We start from the raw sequence: 25,012 nt of genomic DNA on the forward strand, positions 1-25,012 counted from the left end.
AGTCGAAGCGCCAGATCCCGACGGGATCTGGCGCTTTTTCGGTCTGTGGTGAGAAGTCCGAGGGGCGATCGCCCCTCAGGCGGGTGCCTGGTTACTGGCGGGAAGAGGTTTCCGAAAGGCTTTTCTCGGGGAGAGACTCGGACGCTTCGGTCGGCTCCGCCGAGCGCTTGGAGAAGCCCCAGAAGAAGATCAGGCCGATCACCCCGATCATGAGCCACTCTGGGGGCACCAGATCGGGATTGATCACGCGCAGGAGGAGCCGCAGACCCACCAGCGCTACGGTCACGTAGCCTGCGTCCTCCAGGTTCTCGTATTCCTTGAGCCAGCGGATAAACAGCTCGGCCATAAAGCGCAGGGTGATCACGCCGATCAGACCACCCAAAATCACCAGCCAGATTTCCTTGGACAGGGCGATCGCCGTCGTCACGCTGTCGAGGGAAAAGGCCAGGTCGGTGATAGCAATAATGGGAATGGCTTGCCAAAGCGACGCAAAGCGCGGCCCGTGATGGTGGTGATCGGCTTCCTCATCCGACGTGAAGTGTTGGTAGACCAGCCACAGCAGGTAGGCAGCGCCCAGCAGCTCAAACTGCCAATACTGAGTCACCCAGGTCGCCGTCAAAATCAGCACCACTCGCAGCACAAAGGCCATCACTAGGCCAATATTCAACGCGTTTCGCTGCATTTTGGCCCCTTCTAGGCCCCGGGCGATCGCCGCCAGCGCAATGGCGTTGTCCGCGGACAGAACCGCTTCCAGAGCGATCAGCACCGGCAGCAGCAAGAGGGTATCTAGCCCCACATTGGGGGCAAAATCGAGTATTTGATCCAGCATTAATAATTACGGGGTTGCCGACAATCTGCCAGGCACGAAACATCGGGCATTTGACCTATTATCGAAGATGTCGTTGGATTCGCCAACCTCACCGGGACGCAGAAGCCGCGGACGTTCCGGGCTGAGCTAGCTCAAGTTTGCCAACGCCGGGGTGTAGCGCCATTGCCAAAGAGCGATCGCCCCCTTGATTGTTTCCTGCTCAAAGCGGCCGCTAGAAGCATTTCCGTTGTTTGCAGCCTTCACGCAGAGCCACGATGACGATCGCCATTGACTTTGGCACCAGCAACACAGTCATTGCCCGCTGGAACCCTGCCACCCAACAGCCCGAAACCCTCAGCCTCCCCCATCTCAGCTGGCGCCAGGGCACCAACCCACCGCTGATTCCCAGCTTGGTCTACGTGGAGGACGCCGCCCAAGCTAAGGTGGTCGTCGGGCAGGCGGTGCGCGATCGCGCCCTCGATCTGAGCCAGGACCCCCGATTTTTCCGCAGCTTCAAGCGGGGCATTGGTTCGGATATTCAGGGATTTTTGCCGGAGCTCGACGGCCAGACGGTCAATTTTGAGCAGGTGGGAGCGTGGTTTTTGCAGGAGGCGATCGCCTCGGTGCGGGCCGTCCCGCTGCCCCTCGACTCACTTGTTGTGACAGTTCCAGTAGACAGCTTCGAGGCCTATCGGCACTGGCTGGGCCGGGTTTGTCAGTCTCTGGACGTGGAGCAGGTGCGGATGCTGGACGAACCCACCGCCGCCGCCTTGGGCTACGGGCTGGCGGACCAGGAAACCCTGCTAGTCATCGACTTTGGCGGCGGCACCCTCGATTTGTCGCTGGTGCAGCTCGACCTGGGTCGCCAAGGCCAGACCAAGCCCCTGGGGTTCATTCTCAAGTGGGGCGAAAAGCTGCTGGCAGAGCAGTCGGCTCAGCGACCCAAAACCGCCCGAGTCCTGGCCAAGGCCGGCCAAAATCTCGGCGGCTCTGACCTAGACCACTGGCTGGTAGACTACTTTGCCCAGACCCAGGGACTGGCGGCGACGCCCCTGACCACCCGCCTAGCCGAGCGCCTGAAAATCCAGCTTTCGTCCCAGCCCAAGGCAGTAGAGGTGTTTTTTGATGAGGCGTCCTTCGAGAGCTATGAGCTGGCTCTAGAGCGCGATCGCTTCGAGGAGATCTTGGCAGAGCGGGGATTTTTTAAGGCCCTCGACGACGCCATGACCCAGGTGCTCCAGCAGGCGCGCCGCCAGGGCATTGGGGTGGAGGACATTGACGCGGTGCTGCTGGTGGGCGGTACGGTGCAAATCCCGGCGGTGCAGACCTGGGTTCAGCAATATTTCGATGCTGCCAAGGTGCGCTGCGACAAGCCTTTTGAGGCGATCGCCCAGGGAGCCCTACAGCTCAGTCAGGGCGTCGAAGTCAAGGACTTCTTGTATCACAGCTACGGCATTCGCTACTGGGACCGCCGCCAAAACAGCCACAGCTGGCACCCCTTGATCAAGGCCGGTCAGCCCTATCCAATGAGCGAGCCCGTCGAGCTGATTTTGGGCGCCTCTACCGACAATCAGCCCAGCATTGAGCTGATTTTGGGGGAATTGGGAACCGCAACGGGCGGCACTCAGGTGTTTTTCGATGGCGATCGCCTGATTACTCGTACTCTCGGCGAGGGCCAATCTCAGGTGCAGCCCCTCAACGATCGCGAGGGCGCCCGCAGCATTGCCCAGCTCGATCCGCCGGGTCACCCAGGCAGCGATCGCGTCAAAGTTCTGTTTCGCGTCGATGATCAGCGCTTTTTGCGCATCACCGTCAATGACCTGCTCACCAGCAACACCCTAATCGACGATCGCGCCGTCGTTCAGCTGAGCTAGTGGCTGGCGCTGGCAATCTGGGGCCAGCGTCGCGCCTATTCGTGAACCACCACCGGCGTTCCCACAGACGACCAGTCAAACAGCCACTCGGCGTGGTCCACCGCGACATTGGTGCAGCCGTGGCTGACCGGCGTGCCAAAGCTGTGGTGCCAATAGGCCCCGTGAATGCCGTAGCCACCGGAGTAGTACATCACGAAGGGGACGTCCGGCACATAGTAGTCATCGCCCTCCATGGAGGTAAGGCGATGCATGGACTGAATCGCAAACGTTCCGGTCGGGGTCGGCGTGCTGGCTTTGCCCGTAGACACGATGACGGCATAGACCGGCTTGCTGCCCTCCCAGGCGATCAGGCGCTGGCTGGACAGATCGATCTCGAGCCAGCGCTCCGGTGACTGCTTGAGCTCCATCATGCGGGTAGCAATCAAGGTCGGCGGCTCGTGGGCGATCGCAGGGGCGGCCCCCACCAGAGCTGCGCCTAGGGCCACAGCGGCCAGGAGCGAACGGCAGCTCCGAAGAAGGGAATAAGGGTGAGTTGTGCTGCGCATTTCTAGACCTCTTTCTTTGCAATGCCAAAGTGGTGGCTTGCACCCCGAGGTCGCACAAACCGGAATGGGAGACATCGAAGACTGCGGAGCCATGTTCTAGAAGCTTGGCAGCCTTTTCGAGGTCTTGGCCTATTTCCGAGGAAAGAATTTTAGGATTCCCGCAAAAATCGGGGAAACTGTGCGCCCTCTATACCTTTGAGATACAGACGCACAGGCCGGTTTTTCGGTCAAGCAAGGAAAGAAGTCGCTGCTTCTTGCCAAGGCTGGAGCAGCTGGCGGAGCTTTTGGGCCTGAGCCGCGATCGCCTCCCAGTTTTCCGTCTGTAGCGCCGCCGAGGGAAACAGCTCCCCCGCCAGACCCACGGCGATCGCCCCCGCCGCGATGAACTGGGGCGCGTTTTCGAGGGTGACGCCGCCCGTGGGAATCAGGGCAATCTGGCCCAGGGGGCCGCCCAGGGCGCGAATGTAGCTGGGGCCACCGAGGGACTGGGCCGGAAAGACTTTGACACTGGGCGCGCCGGCCTGCCAAGCAGTGACGATCTCGGTGGGCGACAGGGCACCGGGAACCAGGGGCACGCCGCGATCGCTGGCGTAGCTGAGCAAGTCCAGGGCCACGTGGGGCGTGAAGCAAAACTGGGCACCCGCCGCGATCGCCGTTTGCAGGTCTTGCAGCGACAGCAGAGTACCTGCACCTACCCAGCAGTGGGGCAGGGTTTCCCGCAGGCGGGCCACCAAGTCCGGCGCGCGATCGCTATTCCAGGTCACCTCGATCAGCCCCATACCGCCCGCTGCCACCGCCTGGGCCATGCGATCGCCCACGGCCAAGCTGCCGGCCCGAATCACCGCGATCGCCCGCTGCTGGCGCAATACCGCCCGCCAAGATTCCCCCACCATAGCCTCTGATACCTAAGCAAAAAGGGGCAGTCAGTACTGACTGCCCCTAAGCATTTTGGCAAATTTTGGTGAAAGATAACTCCGTCGCTTCAGGCTAGACGGTGTGACCTATCCCAGTGGCTAGGCAATGGAGGCCATCTTCACATCGCTTTCTGCCAAGAGCTGCTGCAGCTCTTCAGAATCCACCGTTTCGCGCTCCACCAGCATATCCGCTAGGTTATCCAGCACGCTGCGGTTGCCCACCAGCACGCTCTTGGCGCGGCGGTATGCCTGATCCACCAGGTTGCGCACCTCATCGTCGATCGCCGAAGCGGTCTCCTCTGAGAAGTCTCGCTCCGCAGCGATATCGCGACCCAGGAACATGTTGCCCTGCTGACGGCCCAGCGCCACCGGCCCCAGCCGCTCGCTCATGCCAAAGCGAGTCACCATCTGACGAGCCACGCGAGCCACCTGCTGGAGGTCATTGGAAGCGCCCGTCGTCACTTCCTCTTCACCGAAGACGATTTCCTCGGCAACGCGGCCACCCAAAGCAACCGCCATCTGGTTTTGCAGATAGGCTCGGGAGTAGAGGCCCGAATCCATCCGGTCTTCGCTCGGCGTGAACCAAGTCAGACCGCCTGCGCGACCGCGAGGAATGATGCTGATCTTCTGAACGGGGTCATAGTCGGGCATCAGCGCGCCCACCAGTGCGTGACCCGCTTCGTGATAAGCCACAAGCTGCTTGCGCTTTTCGCTCATGACGCGGTCTTTCTTCTCAGGACCCGCCAGAACGCGATCGATCGCGTCGTTGACCTCGTCCATCGAGATTTCGGTCAGGTTTCGGCGAGCCGCCAAAATCGCTGCTTCATTGAGCAGGTTCGAGAGGTCTGCGCCCGTGAATCCGGGGGTCCGGCGAGCGATCTTCTCGAGATCCACATCCTTCGCCAGGGTCTTGCCACGGGCGTGGACGCGCAGCACTTCCAGACGGCCCTGGTAGTCGGGGCGATCGACCACAACCTGGCGGTCAAAGCGACCCGGACGCATCAGCGCTGCATCCAGCACGTCAGGACGGTTGGTCGCTGCGATGATGATGATGCCGGTGTTGCCCTCGAAGCCGTCCATTTCGGTCAGCAGCTGGTTGAGGGTCTGCTCTCGCTCATCGTTGCCGCCGCCGAGGCCAGCGCCCCGCTGACGACCCACGGCGTCAATCTCGTCGATAAAGACGATACAGGGAGCGTTGGATTTGGCTTGCTCGAACAGATCGCGCACGCGAGATGCGCCAACCCCGACAAACATTTCCACAAACTCAGAACCGGAAATGCTGAAGAAGGGAACGCCTGCCTCCCCTGCAACCGCGCGGGCCAGCAGGGTCTTACCGGTTCCCGGAGGACCCACGAGGAGCACACCCTTAGGAATCTTGGCACCCACCGCTGTGAAGCGATCGGCGTTCTTCAGGAAGTCCACAACCTCGGTGAGCTCTAGCTTGGCCTGCTCAATGCCTGCCACATCGCCGAAGGTCACCTGGGTTTGGGGCTCCATCTGCACGCGGGCCTTGGACTTGCCAAAGTTCATGGCCTGACTGCCCGGGCCGCCCTGGGCGCGCCGCAGCAGGAAGAACAGACCCACCAACAGCAAAATCGGGAAGAAGAGACTGCCCAGAGCCTTCACCCAGAAGCCTTCATCGTTCTGGGGCAGGACAGAAATATCGATGTTGTTAGCGGTCAGAATGTTGATCAGATCCGGGTCATTGGGGGGGATGTTGACCAGGATCTTGCTGCCGTCAAAGGAGGTCACCAGCGCGCGAGTTCGATCGGCGCTAATACTGACTTTCTCTACTTTGTTATTTTCAACCGATTGAATAAATTGACTGTAGCGCCAGGTCTCACGGCTTTGAGGCTGGTTATCAAAGAAGGCAGTCGCTAGGGCGATCACAACGATCGCCAACAGAGCGTACAGTCCTGCATTTCTCCATCGCTTATTCACCGAGGGTAATCCTCCTAGAACCTTTATATGTGAGGACTCGCTATATAGATTTCTTGCCGTGATTCACTCCGCGCAATGCCTGAAGCGACTGTTAGGGCCATTGGTTTGGGGCTGGCCAGCCTGAAAAAGATGCGCTCTGGAGGCGGTCTTCTTGGGCTGTGTCCCAGGTCAAGGGCTGCTTTCACTCGTTTTTGCAAGAAATCTCAGCATCTCTTTGTTAACTAATATTAACTTATCTTCAGGATTCTGCCAGAAGGGCTCGCAAGAAGAAGAAGACGCACCCCAAAAAGATGCCTATCAGGGAAAGGCCCCCAGCTGCTTTGAGCAAAAAGCGTTCATTGCTTTTGGGTAGAACCGCAATATCAACATTATTATCGACCAGGGTGTTGATGAGGTTGGGGTCGTTGGGAGGGATATCCACCCAAACCTGGCTGCCGTCGGAAGAAGTGACGAGGGCGCGGGACCGATCGTCGCTAATACTGACTTTCACAACGGTTTTATCTTCAACAGACTGAATAAATTGGCTATAGTCCCAGGTCTCTCGGCCCTGAAGCTGGTTGCTCCAAAAGGCAACGGATACAATAGCCATCACCACCGCTAACAGCGCATATAGTCCGGCTTTCTTCCATCGCCTACTCACAATGCGTTGCTCTCCTGAGACTGTCTGTAGTAAAGGACCACTGGCTTAATGTCCGCGATGTTTTCATGCACTGGGGGCGGTGGTTTTGAGGCCTAGGGCTGTGCGGAAGATCATTATGAAGCGTTCTCTCATTTATTTCTCCCTTTATATCCAGCCTCTTCGTCACTTTTTGTAAACTAATGTCACGCTCTTTTCAGGATTCTGCTAGGAGGGCTTGCTGAAACAGGTCCCGCAGCTCCTGGAGTCCATCGTGGTTGGGGTCGAAGGCAAGGGGGGTTGAGTCCCTCAAGATTGCGTGGATGGGCACAATTTCGACGACGCTGTTGGTGTAGGCGATCGCCTCAAATTCAGCGACGAGTTCTTCTGACCACGGGGCACTTCCCACAGTTTTATTCTGGCGTACGAGCCACGTAATTAACTGCGATCGCACCAGTCCCGGCAAGATTCCGGCGCTCAGGGGTGGGGTCCACCAGTAGCCATCTCGCCAGCCCCACAGGTTGCCGGTGCTCGTTTCTAGCCAGTGGCCTTTGCCGTTGGTCAAGATGGCTTCTTGGGCACCGCGATCGCGCGCTAGCTGAAGGGCGCGCCAGGGAGCCAGATAGTTGCCGGTTTTGTGTTCGGGCAGGCTGCGCCGGAAGTCGGCTGAGTCGGACAGCCACGCAACAACACCCTGCTGCTGACGCAGGGGCAAATCGGCGGGCAGCGATCGCCCAGTGATCCACTCCCGACCATCGGGGAACACCGTGATTCGCAGGACCGGAAAGAAGCCCAGGAGGCGCTCGCAGCCCTGGCGAATTTGCTCCCAGTTGGGCGATCGCCACTGGAGCGCCTGGGCGCTGTCGCGCAGGCGACGACAGTGCCCCAGCCAGTTGGATAAAGGATGATCGAGGGAAGCGCCATACACGCGCAGCGTCGTGAAAATCGTCGCACCATAGAGCAAGCCGGGCTCGTCAACCGGGATCGAAAGCTGATCCGATTCTTGAAACGAGCCGTTATACCAAAAAGGTTGACTGGACATGGCACGTTGCTGCCGAATACCTGGGAGTTTACGGCGCTTTTGGGAGTCAATGGCATCGGATGCGGCCAGCTCTCACCCCGGCCAGCGCTTTTACCGCAGCGTTTCCAATCGTCACAAAAGCCTTCAGCCATCTTAAACCGCCAGGGGACACCCTTTCGCGCCGATGCCAGGCAGCCGCTCAGACTAGTTTTCGGGCTGAATCGTCACCCCTTGTACTTGGCCGTCGGGGGTGTAGATCAGTGTCCCACCCAGCGCCTCGATGCGCTGGACAATTTGCCGACGAATTCCGCGATCTTGGACATTTGGCAATACTGTCATCCAGGAAGCAATTTGAGCCCCGCGGCTGGCGGGATTTCGGGCCAAGAACTGAGCAGTTTGTCGAGACTGAGCGGCGATCGCCGGTCCCATCTCATCCGGGGACTGACTGGCCCATTCCGCCGCCGTTTCAAAGGATTTGCGGGCCGCCTGCGCATCCCCCAAAAACAGCAGCTCATCCACGCCTTTGTAGCGCCACACATAGAAAGAATCTGGGGGGACCGTCGGCGTCAAGGACGGCAGCGCGCGATTCATCAGGGCCACCGAGCGATCGGGCAGCCCAGCATACAAAGAGGTACTGACGGACAGGAAGCGATAGGCCTCCAGAAAGCGCGGATCAAGGGCCAAAATCAGATCGAAGTAATCGGGACTGAGGGCGTAGCCAGTCTCGAAGCGCACCTCATCGTCCCCAAAATATTGCAGAAAGCGCAGCAGCACCCAGTCAGCAATCAGGTTGTCAAAGTCAAAGGTAGGCAGTTTGCTGAGGACCTGGAGATGAAGCTGCTCGGCTTCGAGGTCGCGCTGGAGAGCTTCGGGCGACAGGGCCTGGTCCCGCTGGAGCAAAGACTGCAGCTGGGGATACTGGAGAGCGGCGATCGCGCCGATACAGGCAACGATTCCGCCCAGCACCGATAGAGCCTGGCGCAGCGATCGCCCCCGCCCAGGTGCCGAAGAATTTTGCGAAACGCTCGAAGTCACCATGGCGTTGATTTGCAAGAGCAGCAGATATCTAGTACTCTGCCACACTCCGTCAGGGGCGATCGCATTTGGGAGTGGAATGGGTATCTTAGGGATCAAAGAGCCCTGCTGCGCAGATATTCTCCTTCCCCACCCCGACGCCATGAGCAGTTTCGAAGAATACGCCGAAGCCCGAAAACAGAAGAATCGCCGCCTGATCCAGGCCCTGACGGTCGTGTCGGTTGTCGCTTTTCTGGGCGGCAGCATCCAGAGCTTCGTCGGCATGATGTCCCGGCCCGCTCCACCCGCTGAGACCCCAGCCTCGCCGTCGCCCGCCGCCGCGCCTGTTGCCCCACCCGTGGTCACCTTGGAGGCGCAAATCGCCGGCTACGAGCAGGTCCTCAAGCGAGAGCCCGAAAACCCAGCCGCCCTAGAAATGGTGGTCAATCTGCGCATCCAGGCCCAGGACTATCGCGGCACCGTGGCCCCCCTAGAGACCTTGGCCCGGCTTTATCCCCAAAACCAGGACTACCCAGTCTTGCTGAAAGAGATGCGCGAAAAAGCAAAAACCCAGCCAGCAGAAAACTCCCCCTAGATCCCTCAGGCATTACCAGAGGGCGTTTGAGGAAGTTTGCTGCCGGGTTTAGCCACTGTGGCAGTCTGCTGAGGTGGCCAACGCCTAGAGACGGAGTCCAAGGCTTCTAGATACAATGGGGCTGAATCGCCTTTGACGGCGATCCCAGCCTCGTTGTCGTTACTACGGTTGCGTGTTCTGCGCATCAATGCAAAGCCGTGCTAGAAGCACGGGGTTTCCAACCCAATTTCCTGATGAGCCCGCCTCAGCCCCCCCAGCTTCCCCGTACAGTCCTCAATACCCTGACCCAGGCCGTCCAGACGGTTCAAGCTCGCATTGACTTTTCTAAGCTGGTGCTCAAGCCGAACGCTCGCGTACCAGAGCTCTGGGTCCAGGAAGCTGGTGCAGACAAGGCCGAGGTGTACCCTTTGCTGGGCGATCGCTATCTGCTGGGACGCAGCTCAAAGTCCTGCGATATCGTCATTCGCAACCCCGTTGTCAGCCAGGTGCATCTCTCCCTCAGCCGCACCTCTCAGCAGCGCGATGCAGGCTTTATTCTGCGCGACGAAGACTCCACCAATGGCATTTATCGAGGCAAGCGGCGCGTTAACAAAATCGAGCTGCGTCACGGCGACATCTTGACGTTGGGTCCACCAGAGCTGGAAGCCGCTGTCCGCATTCAGTACATTGATCCGCCCCCCCTGTATGTCCGGGCAGCTCGCTACAGCCTGTACAGTATTGGCGGATTGACGGCGATCGCCGTTGCCTGGGTTGGCTTCGAGTGGCAAAAGATCCCGATTCGGCCGCTGCCGGTCTCCATTCAGGGGCCAGTGGTGGTCTATTCGCGCGATCGCGAAGTGCCCCTACAGCCGCCCTTCAACAGCGCCCACGTCGAGCTCGAAAAACTCTCAGATTTCTCGGCCTTCCTTCCCCAGGCCGTCGTTGCCTCCGAGGACTCCCGCTACTACTGGCACCTCGGCGTTGACCCCATCGGCACCCTGCGCGCCCTCGTCGTCAACATCCAGGGCGGCGGCATCCGCGAAGGCGGCAGCACCCTGACCCAGCAGCTTGCCCGCAACCTCTTCCGGGAGTACGTCGGCACCGAAGACTCCGCCAGCCGCAAGCTGCGGGAAGCCGTCGTGGCCTTCAAGCTCGAAACCTTCTACAGCAAGGACGACCTGCTGCTGACCTACCTCAACCGGGTCTACCTGGGCAACGGCAACAACGGTTTTGAGGATGCCGCCCAGTTTTATTTCGGGAAGTCCGCCGCCAATCTCACGCTCTCTGAGGCCGCCACTCTCGCGGGGATTTTGCCAGCTCCCAACAGCTTCAACCCTATTCGGGACTACCAAGCCGCCGTCGAGCGGCGCGATCGCGTTCTCAACCGGATGGTCACCCTCGGCATGGTCAGCCAGGACGAAGCCACCCGCGCCCGGCGATCGCGCATCGACATCAACCCCAAAGCCCGCGAAATCCTCGAAAGCACGATCGCTCCCTACTTTTACAGCTACGTCTTCAGCGAGCTGGAAGAGCTTCTCGGGACCCAGCTAGCGCGCGAAGGCAACTTCATTATCGAGACCGGCCTCGACCCAAAGATTCAGTCCACGGCTGAAAGCTCGCTTCGGTCCAGCATCGAAAGCGACGGAGCCACCTACGGCTTTTCCCAAGGCGCCGTCGTCACCCTTGACAGCCGCACCGGCGCAATCATCGCCCTCACCGGCGGCGTCGACTTCAACGAAAGCCAGTTCAACCGCGCCACCCAAGCTCTTCGTCAGCCTGGATCCACCTTCAAAATTTTTGCTTACACCGCTGCCCTTAGCGCCGGTATTTCTCCCTGGCAAACCTTTTCCTGCGCCCCCCTAAACTGGGAGGGCCAGTCCTACAGCGGCTGTGAGCGCAGCGGCGGCAACATCGACATGTATCGCGGTCTTGCTCAGTCCGAGAACGCTGTAGCCCTGCGCATCGCCCGCGAGGCTGGTCTCGATCAGGTTGTGCGCACAGCCCAGCGTATGGGCATCGAGTCCACCCTCAAGGCAGTGCCGGGCCTAGTCTTGGGCCAGAGCGAAACCACCCTCTTGGAGATGACCGGCGCTTTTGGTGTCTTGGCTAACGGCGGCCTGCGCAACTCTCCCCACGCCATCAAGCGCATCCTCGACAGCGGAGACTGCGAAGACCGAAATAATTTAGATACCTGTCGGGTCATCTACAGCTATGAGGACAGCGCCGAGGCAGACTATCCCGTCCTGGATGCCAACGTCGCCAGCACCATGACCGACATGCTCCAAGGCGTCATCGAAAGCGGCACAGGCCGCGGCGCCAGCATTGGCGTCCCGGCCGCCGGCAAAACCGGCACCACCAACGACAATGTTGACCTGTGGTTTATCGGCTATCTCCCGGGCCAAAATCTCGTCAGTGGCGTTTGGCTCGGCAACGATGACAACACCCCGACCGGCGGCAGCAGCGGCCAAGCTGCAAGCTTGTGGGGAGACTACATGGGCCAGATTGTGAATTAAGGCTCAGCGCGGTTACACCACTCGTTGCGGCTGTCGTGATGTCGACTCCTGGCAAGGCAGTCGGAGAGTCGCGATGGGATAAAGCCTGGAAGAACGCCAAATATTTCTACAAGCTCTAGCAGTACCTGATTGATTCTTACCAAGATTAGCAATTTGGGCTGACTAATTGCCTTCGCAGTTATTGCTATATCGCGCTGAATTGATATTTCTAAAAGTCATCAATAAATCACTCCATAGCGTTTCCGCTGCGTGGATTTCAATGAGCACCATGGAGCATTTCAATAGGTGGTATAGGTCAAATGCTTGCTGTTATCTGGGGGTGTGACTTAAAGCCATTCATCGAGCGATTTTGCGCTTAAAAGGGCGATCGCGTCGTTGGCAATTTTATTTTTTCTTAATCTTTTTAAGATCGCAGATCTCTCAATTATTCCTGCTTTTGGTCCCTGGTCTCACAAATCACAACTTTTTTTTGAGAAATCAGTTATGATCTCACCCAAAGTATAGTTCGGTAACAGGACGCTGCTGTGATTCAGCTTGTTCACTGCTAGTTGATCACGCCTGTCCCGTCCGCACTAGTTTCGAATTAATGGTTGGAGAGAATCGTGACGATTTACGTTGGTAACCTGTCTTTTCAAGCAACTGAAGAGGACCTGCGGGACGTTTTCGCCGAGTACGGTGTGGTGAACCGTGTGAGTCTACCGGTCGACCGAGAGACAGGTAAAAAGAGAGGCTTTGCCTTTATTGAAATGGCTACGGAAGCGGAAGAAGACGCCGCGATCGCTGAGCTCGATGGCGCAGAGTGGTTGGGAAGAGAGCTGAAAGTGAACAAGGCTCGTCCCCGCGAGGGAGGACGGACCAACGGGAATCGGAGCGGCGGTTCTTTTCGCAATCAGTACTAAGCTTCACAGCAGTCTTTAACTCGATCCGCAGAAATCCCCCACCAGCCTTACGGTAGGTGGGGGTTAACACCTGTGGAAACGAAGCGCTTAGCCTCCAAAAGCCTTTGACCCTTGATCAAAGGGTGGCTAAAGATGAGCTTTTTGTTTGCTTTGCTTTTGCGTTGATCTAGAACCGCTGAGACCATCACTTCACATCTGACGGTTCATTTCAGAATGGCGTTTGCTCAAACCATTCTCACGTTGTGAGGATGCAGTTTGTGGCGTCTAGTGAAGAGCGATCGCCTTCGATCGGCGCCAGATTGCTTCCCCAGAGACATCGAAGTTCTCAAAACAATTGAGGCACAATGAAGGGAATGCGCGGTTTTCCAGAAAGCTCTGCATTCTTTAATTTGGAACCCTCTAAGGTCAGCAAAGCCCCTTGACTGACGGCGCCATGACTGACCGCTAGGCATCACTGCATGTCTCTTCCCCGTCTGCTTACTATCTTGATTGGACTCAGCCTGATTTTGGGGCTGGTCCTTTGGCTTGTCAGCGGGTTGCGACAGCTTTATCTGCAAGCAGCGTTTGTGTCACCGCTCCTGAGTGGCCTGTTGCTGCTGGTGATCATTGCGCTGCTAGGGGTGATGGTATGGGCGTTTTTGTACTACGCTCTTCTGTTTGGGCGGCCCAAACCCTCTCAGCGCCAGCGTCTCAAGGCACCTCGCGACAAGGCCCAAGCGGCGGAGGTGTCCCTTGAAACGGTTCGGCGTCAGGCGCTGCAAATCCAGGACGAGGTGGCACGTCAGGCGCTGCTGGCGCGATCGCGGGAGATCGCAGCCAGTCTGGGGCGTCGCGAAATCCACGTGGTGGTCTTTGGGACGGGGTCGGCGGGCAAAACGTCGATTGTCAATGCTTTGCTGGGCCGGATGGCGGGGGCGATCGGGGCACCCATGGGTACAACGGATGCGGGCCAAACCTACCAGCTTCAGCTCACAGGGCTCGATCGCCAGATTTTGATTACGGATACTCCGGGCATTCTGGAGGCGGGGGTTGCGGGCACGGAGCGCGAAAAGCTGGCGCGGCAGCTGGCAGCAGAGGCGGATTTTTTGCTGTTTGTTGTGGATAATGACCTGCGCCAGTCAGAGTATGAGCCACTGAGCCTGCTGGCGGAGGTCGGCAAGCGATCGCTGCTGGTCTTTAACAAGACCGACCTGTACACGGAGGGCGATCGCGAAACCATCCTGGCGCGGCTGCGCTACCGCCTGCGCACGACCATCAGCGCCGATGACGTCGTCGCAGTGGCCGCCGATCCTCAAGCGGCCATGCTGCCCGGCGGCGGTCAAGTCAAGCCTGACCCAGAGATCATGCCGCTGATCCGGCGGATGGCCGAGATCTTGCGCTCAGAAGGCGAAAGTCTCGTGGCGGATAACTTGCTGCTGCAATCCCAGCGCTTGGGAGAGGAAGCTCGCCAACTCATCGATGCCCAGCGACGCCGGCAGGCCGATCAGGTGGTGGAGCGCTTTCAGTGGATTGGGGCGGGTGTGGTGGCCGTGACGCCGCTGCCCGTGGTCGATCTGCTGGGCACAGCCGCCGTCAATGCTCAAATGGTCGTAGAGATTGGCCGAGTCTACGGCTGCGAAATGAATCTCGATCGCGGCCGAGAACTCGCTTTGTCTTTGGCCAAGACTCTTGCCAGTCTGGGCATCGTCAAAGGAGCATTGCAGCTTGTGACGGCTGCTCTGCAAACCAATATTGCGACATTCCTGCTTGGGCGAGCGATCCAGGGCGTGAGCGCAGCCTACCTAACGCGGATCGCGGGCAAGAGCTTCATTGAGTACTTTCGCCAAGATCAAGACTGGGGCGATGGGGGCATGGCGGAAGTGGTGCAGCGCCAGTTTCAGCTCAATCGCCGAGATGAGTTTTTGAGGGTGTTTTTGCAGGAGGCGATCGCCCGCGTCGTGCAGCCTCTCACTCAGCAATCCCGCACTGCTGAAAATGCCGATGCAGAAGATGTCCTAGAGGACGCAGCTTCAGACAGCACCGGCAAAACAGCGCAGTACGAGTGGGACGAACAAGGGGCGATCGCCCTCGAGAACGACGACTGGTCTGCCCCTGCTCAGGCCCCTAAGGATTGGTCATAGCCTGACGTGATTCTTCAGACTCTGGCACCCGATAGCCATAGAAATCAATGCGATAGTCCGTAATGCGGACCCCGGTCTGCTCCTCGATTTGGCGCAGCAGTTCCGGCGGCAAATCCACATAGACATCCAGGATTTGCTGCGTGTCCAGGCAGTTTACGTGGCTGTGGGAATCGCTAATATTGCCATACAGACGGCCTTCCGAACGCTCAATGCACTCGATCACCCCTTGATTCGACAGCGCTTCCAGATTTTGGTACACCGACGTGTGGCCAATTCCTTTGCCCTGGAGATTGAGGCGATCGTAGATTTCGCGGGCAGACAGGTGCTCCTGAGCCTGCCACAGCAGCTCCAGGATATAGCGACGCTGACGGCTCAACCGCATACCCAGGGTTTGGCAACGATCGAGAGCATCCTCAAGGGATCGGATGGGTTTGGTACCTACCACTTCTTGTCGCATGGTCAACGTCTTGGCCTCACTTGCTCCTGTGTCAAAGACTCCCGCTTCTGATTCCACGATTCACCCGAATCTCTGAAGGTCGTTACCAGGAGTGTCGATATGTATCCATCACTGAATAGTCGCAACCCACAGGTCAGCCTACAGCAAACCCGTGTTGTTGATTTTAATGCGTCCGTTCTAATGTGTCAGTCTGCGCCTTGGGTCTGGGGTATCCGAAACGCGTTTACAAAGTCTCTAGTTCTATGATAGACGCTAGGTCGGACTCACTACAACTTTGGCTTAGCCCAATCGTCAGCAAAGCCTAGCGTTAAACCCCAGACAATAGTAGGAGTAGAGGATGCACCACTCATTTGCTCGGCCATCGCCATGACGCTCAAGATTCATCTGACCAGCGACGCTCTCTACTCCCTCGACCTGAGTCCCGCTGAGGCCGTGCTTCAGCCGCTCCTGGCTGAGGGCATCAGCGCCTACGAGCAGCAGCTTCAGTTCTCGATTGATTTTCCGCGGGACTCGGCCGACCCTCGCGAGCTCTCAGAAATCCCGGAAGTGCGACTGTGGTTTGTGCGGCTAGATAGTCGCTATCCCTGGCTGCCCTATCTTCTTGACTGGAAGGCCGGGGAGCTAGGTCGCTACTCAGCAATGCTGGTGCCCCACCAGTTCAGCCCGACGGAAGGCATTCAGTACAATCCTGAGGCTCTGGAAATTTTCCTGATGCACAAGATCTTTGTGCTGGCGGACTGGATGGCAAGTCAAGGGATTTCGGCCCAGCCTCGGCTCCAGGGTTTTGCCCAAATGCTGGGATATGACTTGGATGAGGGTTTATTTTCGCTGGTTTGTCGGTAGGGCCGCCCGCTGCTCTTGGGCGGTGTACATGGCCTGAAGGACGAGGGCGGGATCGACCCAGTTTTCGCTAAACTTCAGGCCCCAGTGGAGATGGGGGCCGGTGGTGCGGCCGGTCATGCCGACTCGACCGATGCGATCGCCCGCTGACACCTGCTGCCCTTCCCAAATTTGCAGGCCACCTTCGCGATCGATGAGGTACTTGCCACCGCTCCGGCTTTCGACGTGACCCTGCATATGACAGTAGATGTGCAGCCATTGGCCAGATTCGACGACGACGGAGGTGCCGCAGTTGCTGTCGTCGGACACTTCGACCACTTTGCCAGACCACCAGTTGCGGACATAGCTGCCCATGGGAGCAGCCATATCTAGGCCATAGTGAAATTCTTGGCTGTAGCCGCCGGTGGGCGACTGACGATAGCCAAAGGGTGAGGTGTATTCCTGGAAGTTTTCGACGGGGAAGGAGGCTCCCTGCCAGAAGTCGACGCCTCGCAGGGCCGCCTGGGTGTCTCTGGGCTCTAGGGCGCGCACGGGCTGGGGGCGATCGCCCACTAGCAGCCAACTGGTGAGGGCCACGCCTGCCAGCACGCCTGCCAGTCCCAGACGCAGCCAGGGAGCAACCGAGGAAACAGAGAAAGCAGCAAAGGCTGAATTGGACTCAGTGGACCAAGATTGTTTTCCCATCCGAGTGTTTTAGGGGCAAGTTTACGGTGGTGGGGTTAGCGGCGATCGCCTTCGCCAGGCGTCGCGCGATCGCGTTAGCCAGATATCATACATGAACTACCCCGGCCTAAGAGGCCTGAGGTTTCTGTCGCTTCTTCGCCCCAAGTTGCCGCATACTTCCGCACGCGGTAGAGCTTGACGACTCTGCGACTGAAGAGGCAAGTTCCTTACCCCTTGCCCAAGCCAGATTGACTTGGGCGGCATTAACATCTCGGTCCTCAACATGATTGCAGTGAGGATTGGCGCAAACATGCACCCGGTCAGACAAGGTCTTGGGGGTCAGTTCCCAGCACTTTACGCAGCGCTGAGAGGGCTTTAGCTGCTGAGTGGGAGACTCGACATAGAATCCCCCGGCTTCAGCCAGCTTGTAGTCCAGGAACTGACCAATCATGCCAAAACCCACGGACAAAATAGAGCGGTTAAGCCCTGCTTTTTGACGGGTCTTGGACTTGCCCTTGCGGGTCATGTTTTTGACGTTCAGTTTTTCACCGGCCACTAGGCTATTACGGCTCACTATGTGGCTGGTGACTTGGTGAATCCAGTTCTCGCGCTGTCGGGCAACTTTGCGCTGTAGCTTCGAGACTTTTTGACGCTCACGCGTCCATCGGCGAGAGGCTTTGATGCGCTTCGTTCGGTTGGGAGCGCGCTTGCGTCTGAGTTTCTTTGAGGCTTGCTTGACTTGGATGTCCCCTTGCCGGATGAACTCAGGTTTGCTGATCTGCTCACCCGTGGATAGGGTGATGGCTTCTTTGCACCCCAGATCAATGCCAACAGAACCTTCTCCTGTAGACCGGGCTGGCTCACACTGCACGGTGATGGAGGCATACCATTTGCCGTGTCGCCAGAAGATCGTGCAGGTGGTGGGTTTGCCCCAGGTCCGAGCTTGTCCCCGCATCTTCAGGCTGCCAAGGTTGCTCAGGTTGAGAGAACCATGCAATCCACTAGTTTCGGCTTTCCAACCGGACTTGCAGGGATAGGTCCAGCCTGCATAGCGGCGGGACGCTTTGAAGCGGGGATATCCACCCAGTTTTTTGAAGAATCTCTGAAAGGCAAGGTCGACTCGCTTGAGGGTGGCTTGGAGAGCATGGGAGCCTAGCTCTTTGTACTCTGGCCACACTTCTTTGAAGGCGGGTAGGCTGTTTTGCTGCTCAAAGTAGTCAACGGCGTGGTTGAACTTCTGATACTGGGTTTTGCGGTTGGCTAACGCGGCGTTGTACAACCCACAGTGCAGTTTCCGCCAGTAGTGGAGTGTGGACTCCTGCTGACGGGTGGGATAAAGCCGGTAGGTGATACGACGTGTTAGCATTCTCTCAGCATAGCTTGCCTATAGGTTGATGCAACCCAGCCACAGAAAAGGATCTCACTCTGTTTTTTCTATTTACCTACACCTGGTTTTTGTGACCAAATACCGGCAAAAGGTGATTGATGACTCAATGCTGCAAACAATGACTGAGGTGTTTCAGCGAGTTTGTGTTGCTAACAAAAGCAAGGTGATTGAGATCAATGGGGAGCCTGACCATGTCCATCTTTTGCTTGACTTGCATCCAGATAACAACATTTCTCAGTTGGTTGCGAGCCTGAAGGGGGCGTCTAGTCGCATTGTCAGAAAACAGCACTCGGAGCGGTTGGCAAGGTTTTACACAAAGCCTGTTTTTTGGTCGAGTTCTTACTATGTTTCTTCTGCGGGGGGCGCGCCGTTGGAGCGAATCAAGCAGTACATTGATGGGCAACCGGGGGTTAATTGACTGTTTCCGCTTTGCTCCAACAGTCGCGCTATCCTTCCCCACCCTTAAGAGGGTTGGGGACTGTCGCGGTTTAGTTCACCTGTTTTTGTGGGCGATCGCCTGTAGCACCCTTGCGCCAGCCTGACTCGCAGACTCCAGAAACTTGAGCGAAGTTCCGCTGAAGTCCCGTTTAGAGCCCCTTTGGCAGCCCTCCCTTCACCCAAGCTTTGTTTGCCAAAGCAGAAGTTTAGCGGCTCTGTGAAGATCCCGTAATCACCCTGAAATTCTCTACGGATTTGCTGAAAAGTTCCGTGGATCTTCTTGATACCGCCGCAAAAATAGCGGGCAGGATAGCAGTGTCGCAGTAAGGGGTGACAGCGCTCATGAACCACTCTCACTACACGCCTCAAGACCTCGCCCTCTCCAGTTGGGTTTGGGTTCAGCGCCCCAGCGACCTGCCCCCCGTCCCTCAAGCCCCCCAAGCTACAGCAATGTCTTTCGATTTACTCCATCCTCTTCGGCGATGGATCGATCGTTTCGAAATCCACGATCCGTCCGTTGCTCGCCTCATTTGCGAAAAGATTCCCTCTCAGTGCCCCTTTGAACGTGACATTACCCTCTGGGGTCACCGCATTCTCCACATTCCGCCCCTGTGCAAGCTCAATCCGCTCTACGAACAGGTCGTGAGCCTACGATTTCGAGCGCTCTGCTACCTCGCTGACGAGTGCGGCGAAGACGTCACCAGCTACTGCTAAATAGGTCCTGCGCATTTGCTTATCGACTCAAAACTGCCCGCTTCATCGGTTATGAGTCAGCCACCCATATTTTGTTTAGCGTTTTGATTTCGTCGCGATCGCCCCATGAATCTCTGCGTTTAAACGCGATCGCTTTTCTCTTTTGCTTCGAAGTTTGACTGTTCTGTCGGCACCATTGTTTGATTCCTCCAAACTCAAAACCTCCTGACCAACAGCCAGGAGGTTTTTCTTATCTTTTGTATTGCTTAAAGCGTTCAAAATAGCTAGTTTGCGAAGGCGACACTCAAAGCTTTAGCCCTAGAAACAAGTCGAAGTCAGTGCGTTATCAAGCCAAAAAAATTCGATTTTTGAATCAACTAAATTCAATTTTTCTGAGCTATTCAAGACTCACTAAGATTTTTTGGCAGTCAATTCCATCAAGAAATGCCCTTTTCAAGAAGTTCTTCCCTTCTCAAAAAGTCTATTTCTAGGTCAATTGGCTTTCATCTTGTGAGATCTATCTTAGATCTAGCGTTTTTTGATCCCGTTATGGCTTGATTTTGCAAAAATTTTTAGAGGGCGATCGCCCACTTACAAAACAGTAAACTTTGGTATCAGACCCTTGATCTCTTCTTCAAAGGCCTTATAGTAGTAATTGAAGCTACAAAGCTTCCCTGGCAGATTTAACAGCCAAGTTCAAACTAAAACCAAAGAGGTAAAAAGCTGTTCCATTCGAATCTGTCTCGTTCCAAAGCAACAGCGTCCTTCTCGAACTCTAAATATTTCCTCAACTAAACCAGCGGGAGCAATGCATCGGGAAACTCAATTCATGAGTCTTTCATCCGAGTATCTCCAAACAAAGCGAATCCATGAGAGGAAATCAATTAGAAAGTAGACAAAAAGGGCGCTGTTGTCATTTTAAATAAATTACGTTTTTTGCTTTGTCATCCAGTGACAGAATAAGCAAATCTAAAATATTTTCTATTTATCCTTATCAATATTCCAAGATTGGGTTCAGGACCCACCAAGTCTTTCGATTTTTGCTGGCCGATCGTTAGAAGCGATTGGACCTGCTGGATTGGGGTATGGTGGTATCTGCTTGATTCACGTTCCATCCCATCACGGCAAGTGCCATGGCCATCATTGCCCTGAAAGCCTGGTATCTCCAGGAATATGAACCGGTACGGGATCTCGAAAAGCGCCCCCACGATCTGCGGCTGAGCAAGAGCAGTTTGCTAAAGTCAGCGCTGCGGGCAGATTTTTTGGAAGATGCCGCCGAAGTGAAGCGATCGCTCTGGTTTCAGCGCTATCTCGAAGGGGAAACGGTCGAGTTCTACATCGAAGGCAGCGGCGGCTACATCATCTCCAACGTGGACCTGATCAGCCACGAAATGTATTTCACCAAGCGTGAGGTGATGGCCCACCTAGAGCCGACGATTTTCCTGTGCTACCAGACGGAGTATGAGGCCTCGAGCCAGGCGCTGCGATCGGTGCTGCAAAAGACCATCGAAGCCGTCAACAAGCGATCGCGGCTGCCCCTGAGCCTGGAGGAGTCCCACCGCCTCACCGACAGTCCAGTGCGCCTCCAGAGCTCTCTCATGCGCAAAATTCGCCAAAGCCTGCTTTTTGTGGGAGACGGCACCCCCATCACTGGGATCGACGGCACGCCGCCCCAGCTCATTCCCAGCCCCAAGGTGTGCGTAGAGGTCGGCTATGCCCTTCAGTGCAAGCGGCCTGAGCAGGTGATTTTGGCCCAGATGGAGCGGCCCGAGCTGCCTGGTCAGTTCCCCTTTGATGTGCCGAGCCACAGCCGGGTGGTCTTTGGCAAGGAATCCGATCTACAAAAGACCTTGCCCTCGCTCATCCAGGCTCAGCTCCAGCGCTTTGGCCTCTAGGGGCTGCCAGAAGGGGCCAATTTCGCCTGGGATCTGGCGCCATCCGTTATTTTCGGCGCCGGGCGGACCATAATAATCTCGACGAACTGCAAGGAAACGTTTCGATGCCCAGAACTCCTACCGAATTTTCCGTGCATCTGCTCCTAGAGGGTGGTCACCGGGAAGAAGTGCGTTTTCCCACGATTCAAGATTTTCAGAAGTGGTACACCAGTGAGGTAGCCCAGAAGTCGACGTCCGGCGACTTCGTCAGTGTGCCGATCAAGAATATTCAGGGCGAGTACATGGTGGTGCGCCCTTCCAAGATTTTGGCGATCCGAGTGGAACCTGTCTTCAGCTCTAGCGTCGAACGGTTTTCCTAGAGCGTTGGCGTTGAGTTGCTATGAGAATGCTAATTGGTGCGGGGTTGGGCTTGGTCTGGATGGTTGCGCCGGCGATCGCCCAACCGGCCAATTTGCCGCTGCGGCCGCTGGCGTCACCCCAGGCTTCAGCGACGCTGGGCCTAGATGAGCAGCTTTGGGGGTCTTCGGCTGGGGCGGGCGATCGCGCTGCCCTGATCGCAGCGATCGACCACAGCTTGGCATACTTGCGATCGCCCAAGGCCGCCGAGGCGTATGCCCGCTACCCCGTGCCGGGTGTCACGCGCGATCGCGTCCAGCGAAGCCTCGTGCGGTTTCGGGAGCTGCTGCGCACGACCCGCTCTGCCCAAGAGCTCCAGGCGGCGGTGCGGCGTGAGTTTGTGCTCTACGAATCCGTGGGCAAAGACGGCCAGGGGACTGTCGCCTTTACGGGGTACTTTGAGCCGACCTACGTTGCGAGCCGCGTCCCCACCGAGGCCTTTCGCTACCCGCTCTATCGCCTGCCGCCCAATCTCGGCCAGTGGCCCAAGCCTCACCCCACCCGATATCAGCTCGAGGGCCCCAATGGCCTGCAAGGTGCCCAGGGCCGGCTCAAAGGGCTAGAAATCGTGTGGCTGCGCGATCGCCTCGAAGCCTTTTTGATCCAGGTGCAGGGCTCGGCGCGCCTCCAGATGACCGACGGCACCACCATGACCGTGGGCTACGCAGGCCGCACCGACTACCCCTACAGCAGCATCGGGCGAGAGCTGGTCAACGACGGCAAGGTCCGCCTCGAAGACCTGACGCTGCCGGTCCTGATTAGCTATTTTCAGCAAAATCCGGCGGCGCTCAATTTCTATTTGCCGCGCAACCGGCGCTTTGTCTTTTTCAAAGAAACCAACGGCGCCCCGGCCACCGGCAGCCTAAGCGTCCCTGTCACCGCAGAGCGCTCGATCGCCACAGACAAGTCTCTGATGCCGCCGGGCGCCCTGGCTCTGATTCACACCGAGATTCCGCCGGCTTCTGGCGCTGAGGCAGCGCAGGGACCTGTGAGCCGATTTGTCCTCGACCAAGACACGGGTGGCGCCATCCAGGGGGCGGGGCGCGTGGATATTTTCATGGGAACGGGTCAGCAGGCAGGCGATCGCGCGGGTCTGATCAACGGCACCGGCCAACTCTACTACCTGCTGCTCAAGTAATGGGCGTAAAACAACCCCCTGAGGACTGATCCACAAAACTCGCAAAAGATCGTTACGATCGCAGGAACCCCTAGCATGGCCTCTTCCAAGGCCAATACTAGGGAAAACCCAGGTGGAGTTGTAGAATGGTTTTTTGCTCCTCAGAGCAGAATCCAGCGCGCGATCGCCTTCTTCTCGAAGATGGGTCCGATCGCCCCTTTACCTGATTTTCAAAACCCATTCCCAACGCACTGAGAGGCAGCTTCCGGGCCGCTCTCCGGGCCAACTGTTTTTGAACTTTTCGGTTTGATCCAGCCCAGCCCAAGCCCCGATGGCCTGCACCAGTCCTGCTTATGGAAGAAGTTCCTTTTAATACAACCCTGCTAATAGTTTTGGCCGTTTTGGCAGGGACAGCAGCCCAAGTCATGGCTGGCTTCCTGAAAGTCCCCAGCATCGTTTTTCTGCTGATGTTTGGGATTTTGCTGGGGCCGGATGGCCTTGGCATCCTGCATCCCAACCTCCTGGGCGGCGGCCTCGAAGTGATCGTGGCTCTTTCCGTGGCCCTGATTTTGTTTGAGGGCGGGCTCAACCTAGAGTTGCGCGACATTGGTCGCGTCTCAGGCAGCCTGCGCAATTTGGTCACTATCGGCACCCTCGTCACGCTCATCGGGGGCGGCATGGCGGCCCACTGGCTCAGTGAGTTTCCCTGGCCGATCGCCTTTCTGTATGCGTCGCTGGTGGTGGTGACAGGTCCAACGGTCACGGGCCCGCTGCTAAAGCAAGTCAACGTCGATCGCCAAGTTTCTGCGCTGATCGAGGGAGAAGGCGTCCTGATCGACCCCGTCGGCGCCATCTTGGCGGTGGTCGTGCTCGACATCATTCTCAACGGGGACGCCGACCCTTGGTTTGTGATCAGCGGCCTGGTGGTGCGCCTCAGCATTGGGGGCGCGATCGGCGTTGTGGGCGGCTGGCTGCTGGGCTTCATCCTCAAGCGCGTGACGTTCCTCTCAGAGGATCAGCGCAACCTGATTGCTCTGGCAGGGCTATGGGGAATTTTTGGGCTGGCCCAGAGCATCCGCAGCGAGTCGGGCCTGATGGCGACGGTGGTCTCAGGGATCGTGGTGCGGGCCTCCTCAGTCCCTGACGAGCGCCTGCTGAGACGGTTTAAGGGCCAGCTCACCATCTTGGCCATCTCGGTTCTATTTATTTTGCTGTCGGCAGATTTGTCGATCGCCAGTTTGTTTGCCCTGGGATGGGGCGGTATTTTGGCGGTGCTGGCGCTGATGTTTGTGGTGCGACCGATCAACGTCTGGATCTGCACCTGGAATAGCGGCCTAAATTGGCGTCAAAAGGCTTTTTTGGCCTGGATTTCTCCCCGAGGGATTGTTTCTGCCTCAGTTTCTTCGCTGTTCGCGATTTTGCTGACGGAGCGGGGCATTAACGGGGGCGACTCGATTAAGGCGCTGGTGTTTTTGACGATCATTTTGACGGTGTTTGTCCAGGGTCTGACGGCGGCCTCGGCCGCTAAGCTGCTGCACATCACCTCAACCGAGGTGACGGGGGCAGTGATCGTCGGCTCGAATCCTCTCAGTCGGCTCATCGGGCGACTGTTTCAGGAGCGGGGGGAGTCGGTGGTGATCATCGACACCGACCCAGAGGCCTGCGAGAAGGCAACACAGGAAAATCTGCGGGCCGTGGCGAGCAGCGCTCTAGACACAGACGTCCTAGAGGAGGTGGGGCTAGCGTCAGTCGGCACTTTCTTGGCGATGACGAGCAATGCTGAAGTGAATCTGGTGCTGGCTCAGCGAGCAGCAGAGGAGTTCAAGCCGCCTCGGGTGCTGGCCTGTTTCTCGAGCGAGGCGCAAAACGGCCAGGGCAATGGCAAAACCGTGCAGCAGGCCTTTGGGCCTCAAGTGACGCTCAAGACCTGGAACCAGTACCTGAGCGATCGCGATGTGAAGCTGGGAGAAACCCTGCTGCGAGAGCCGGGGCTGGAGTTCCAGCAGGCCCACTTGCAGGCGCTGATCCGGGCAGCCGAGCTAACGCCGCTGCTGGTGGAGCGCGACGGTCACCTGCAAGTGGCGGCGGTCGGCGACGACTGGAAGGCGGGCGATCGCATTATTTATCTGCTCCACGATCCCACGCCCAAGCTGCTCAAGCGGCTCTCGGGGGGCAGCCAAGGGCCTCTGACCGTCGAAAAGCTCCCGGAAGTCGAAGAGGTGCCGATTCCCAGCAATGGCGGCGTGCCGTCCGCACCGGCCAAGCAGTCCTTGGCCTAGGGAGTGCA

At 57.6% G+C, this 25,012-nt stretch carries 22 protein-coding genes; 12 read left to right on the top strand and 10 right to left on the bottom strand.

What is annotated here, in order from left to right; all coding sequences use genetic code 11:
* Nucleotides 1–91: 91 nt before the first annotated feature.
* Nucleotides 92–829: a TerC family protein gene (locus tag GEI7407_RS14990; RefSeq protein WP_015173047.1), complete on the bottom strand. Its 738-nt coding sequence runs from the start codon at nt 827–829 to the stop codon at nt 92–94.
* Between the two features lie 254 nt (nt 830–1,083).
* Between GEI7407_RS14990 and GEI7407_RS14995 the strand changes: the two genes are divergently transcribed.
* Complete coding sequence (locus GEI7407_RS14995) at nt 1,084–2,682, top strand: Hsp70 family protein (protein ID WP_015173048.1); 1,599 nt, start codon at nt 1,084–1,086, stop codon at nt 2,680–2,682.
* Between the two features lie 35 nt (nt 2,683–2,717).
* Here GEI7407_RS14995 and GEI7407_RS15000 read toward each other — a convergent pair whose 3' ends face one another.
* The 6 genes from GEI7407_RS15000 to GEI7407_RS15025 form a co-directional block, all read right to left on the bottom strand.
* Nucleotides 2,718–3,227, bottom strand: a complete 510-nt coding sequence (locus tag GEI7407_RS15000; RefSeq protein ID WP_015173049.1) for a L,D-transpeptidase — start codon at nt 3,225–3,227, stop codon at nt 2,718–2,720.
* Nucleotides 3,228–3,454: 227 nt separating this feature from the next.
* Complete coding sequence (locus GEI7407_RS15005; RefSeq protein WP_015173050.1) at nt 3,455–4,120, bottom strand: bifunctional 4-hydroxy-2-oxoglutarate aldolase/2-dehydro-3-deoxy-phosphogluconate aldolase; 666 nt, start codon at nt 4,118–4,120, stop codon at nt 3,455–3,457.
* A 120-nt stretch (nt 4,121–4,240) separates the two neighbouring features.
* The gene (gene ftsH3 / locus GEI7407_RS15010; RefSeq protein ID WP_015173051.1) at nt 4,241–6,082 is read right to left on the bottom strand and encodes an ATP-dependent zinc metalloprotease FtsH3; all 1,842 of its coding nucleotides are present in this window, start codon (nt 6,080–6,082) and stop codon (nt 4,241–4,243) included.
* Nucleotides 6,083–6,320: 238 nt separating this feature from the next.
* Nucleotides 6,321–6,722, bottom strand: a complete 402-nt coding sequence (locus GEI7407_RS15015; RefSeq protein ID WP_015173052.1) for an ATP-dependent metallopeptidase FtsH/Yme1/Tma family protein — start codon at nt 6,720–6,722, stop codon at nt 6,321–6,323.
* Nucleotides 6,723–6,915: 193 nt separating this feature from the next.
* Entirely contained in the window at nt 6,916–7,740 is an 825-nt protein-coding gene (locus GEI7407_RS15020) for an aminotransferase class IV (protein WP_015173053.1), read from the bottom strand.
* 183 nt (nt 7,741–7,923) lie between these two features.
* The gene (locus GEI7407_RS15025; RefSeq protein ID WP_015173054.1) at nt 7,924–8,757 is read right to left on the bottom strand and encodes a hypothetical protein; all 834 of its coding nucleotides are present in this window, start codon (nt 8,755–8,757) and stop codon (nt 7,924–7,926) included.
* A gap of 139 nt (nt 8,758–8,896) precedes the next feature.
* On the opposite strand from GEI7407_RS15025, the gene GEI7407_RS15030 reads away from it, so the two are divergent.
* The 4 genes from GEI7407_RS15030 (at nt 8,897) to GEI7407_RS15045 (ending at nt 14,839) form a co-directional block, all read left to right on the top strand.
* Nucleotides 8,897–9,328 (top strand): hypothetical protein, encoded by a 432-nt coding sequence (locus GEI7407_RS15030; RefSeq protein WP_041269117.1) that lies wholly within the window; start codon nt 8,897–8,899, stop codon nt 9,326–9,328.
* 233 nt (nt 9,329–9,561) lie between these two features.
* Nucleotides 9,562–11,820 carry a PBP1A family penicillin-binding protein gene (locus GEI7407_RS15035; protein WP_015173056.1) on the top strand — a complete coding sequence of 753 codons (2,259 nt, stop codon included), beginning with the start codon at nt 9,562–9,564 and terminating at the stop codon, nt 11,818–11,820.
* Nucleotides 11,821–12,422: 602 nt separating this feature from the next.
* Nucleotides 12,423–12,719, top strand: a complete 297-nt coding sequence (locus GEI7407_RS15040) for an RNA-binding protein (RefSeq protein WP_015173057.1) — start codon at nt 12,423–12,425, stop codon at nt 12,717–12,719.
* Between the two features lie 458 nt (nt 12,720–13,177).
* Nucleotides 13,178–14,839: a YcjF family protein gene (locus GEI7407_RS15045; RefSeq protein ID WP_015173058.1), complete on the top strand. Its 1,662-nt coding sequence runs from the start codon at nt 13,178–13,180 to the stop codon at nt 14,837–14,839.
* On the opposite strand, the gene GEI7407_RS15050 is transcribed toward GEI7407_RS15045, so the two are convergent.
* Nucleotides 14,823–15,296: a Fur family transcriptional regulator gene (locus GEI7407_RS15050; protein ID WP_015173059.1), complete on the bottom strand. Its 474-nt coding sequence runs from the start codon at nt 15,294–15,296 to the stop codon at nt 14,823–14,825. The two genes, GEI7407_RS15045 and GEI7407_RS15050, sit on opposite strands and share 17 nt — an antisense overlap.
* A gap of 366 nt (nt 15,297–15,662) precedes the next feature.
* Between GEI7407_RS15050 and GEI7407_RS15055 the strand changes: the two genes are divergently transcribed.
* Nucleotides 15,663–16,139, top strand: a complete 477-nt coding sequence (locus tag GEI7407_RS15055) for a CRR6 family NdhI maturation factor (protein ID WP_015173061.1) — start codon at nt 15,663–15,665, stop codon at nt 16,137–16,139.
* Here GEI7407_RS15055 and GEI7407_RS15060 read toward each other — a convergent pair.
* Nucleotides 16,116–16,820: a M23 family metallopeptidase gene (locus tag GEI7407_RS15060; RefSeq protein WP_015173062.1), complete on the bottom strand. Its 705-nt coding sequence runs from the start codon at nt 16,818–16,820 to the stop codon at nt 16,116–16,118. The two genes, GEI7407_RS15055 and GEI7407_RS15060, sit on opposite strands and share 24 nt — an antisense overlap.
* A 106-nt stretch (nt 16,821–16,926) precedes the next feature.
* Nucleotides 16,927–18,165, bottom strand: coding sequence for an RNA-guided endonuclease TnpB family protein (locus tag GEI7407_RS15065; protein ID WP_015173063.1), 1,239 nt, complete (start codon nt 18,163–18,165; stop codon nt 16,927–16,929).
* A 28-nt stretch (nt 18,166–18,193) separates the two neighbouring features.
* On the opposite strand from GEI7407_RS15065, the gene tnpA reads away from it, so the two are divergent.
* From tnpA to GEI7407_RS15095, 6 genes are all read left to right on the top strand, one after another.
* Nucleotides 18,194–18,604 (top strand): IS200/IS605 family transposase, encoded by a 411-nt coding sequence (tnpA, locus tag GEI7407_RS15070; RefSeq protein WP_015173064.1) that lies wholly within the window; start codon nt 18,194–18,196, stop codon nt 18,602–18,604.
* A 470-nt stretch (nt 18,605–19,074) separates the two neighbouring features.
* Complete coding sequence (locus GEI7407_RS15075; protein WP_315863827.1) at nt 19,075–19,338, top strand: Mo-dependent nitrogenase C-terminal domain-containing protein; 264 nt, start codon at nt 19,075–19,077, stop codon at nt 19,336–19,338.
* A gap of 1,112 nt (nt 19,339–20,450) precedes the next feature.
* Nucleotides 20,451–21,212 (top strand): hypothetical protein, encoded by a 762-nt coding sequence (locus GEI7407_RS15080; protein WP_015173066.1) that lies wholly within the window; start codon nt 20,451–20,453, stop codon nt 21,210–21,212.
* A gap of 104 nt (nt 21,213–21,316) precedes the next feature.
* Nucleotides 21,317–21,571 (top strand): hypothetical protein, encoded by a 255-nt coding sequence (locus GEI7407_RS15085; RefSeq protein WP_015173067.1) that lies wholly within the window; start codon nt 21,317–21,319, stop codon nt 21,569–21,571.
* Between the two features lie 20 nt (nt 21,572–21,591).
* A complete protein-coding gene (locus GEI7407_RS15090; RefSeq protein WP_015173068.1) occupies nt 21,592–22,746 on the top strand; it encodes a murein transglycosylase A in 1,155 nt (384 codons plus the stop codon).
* Nucleotides 22,747–23,078: 332 nt separating this feature from the next.
* Nucleotides 23,079–25,004 carry a sodium:proton antiporter gene (locus tag GEI7407_RS15095; protein ID WP_015173069.1) on the top strand — a complete coding sequence of 642 codons (1,926 nt, stop codon included), beginning with the start codon at nt 23,079–23,081 and terminating at the stop codon, nt 25,002–25,004.
* The last annotated feature ends 8 nt before the right edge of the window (nt 25,005–25,012 follow it).

The sequence above is a fragment of the Geitlerinema sp. PCC 7407 genome (assembly GCF_000317045.1).
Taxonomy (GTDB): domain Bacteria; phylum Cyanobacteriota; class Cyanobacteriia; order PCC-7407; family PCC-7407; genus PCC-7407.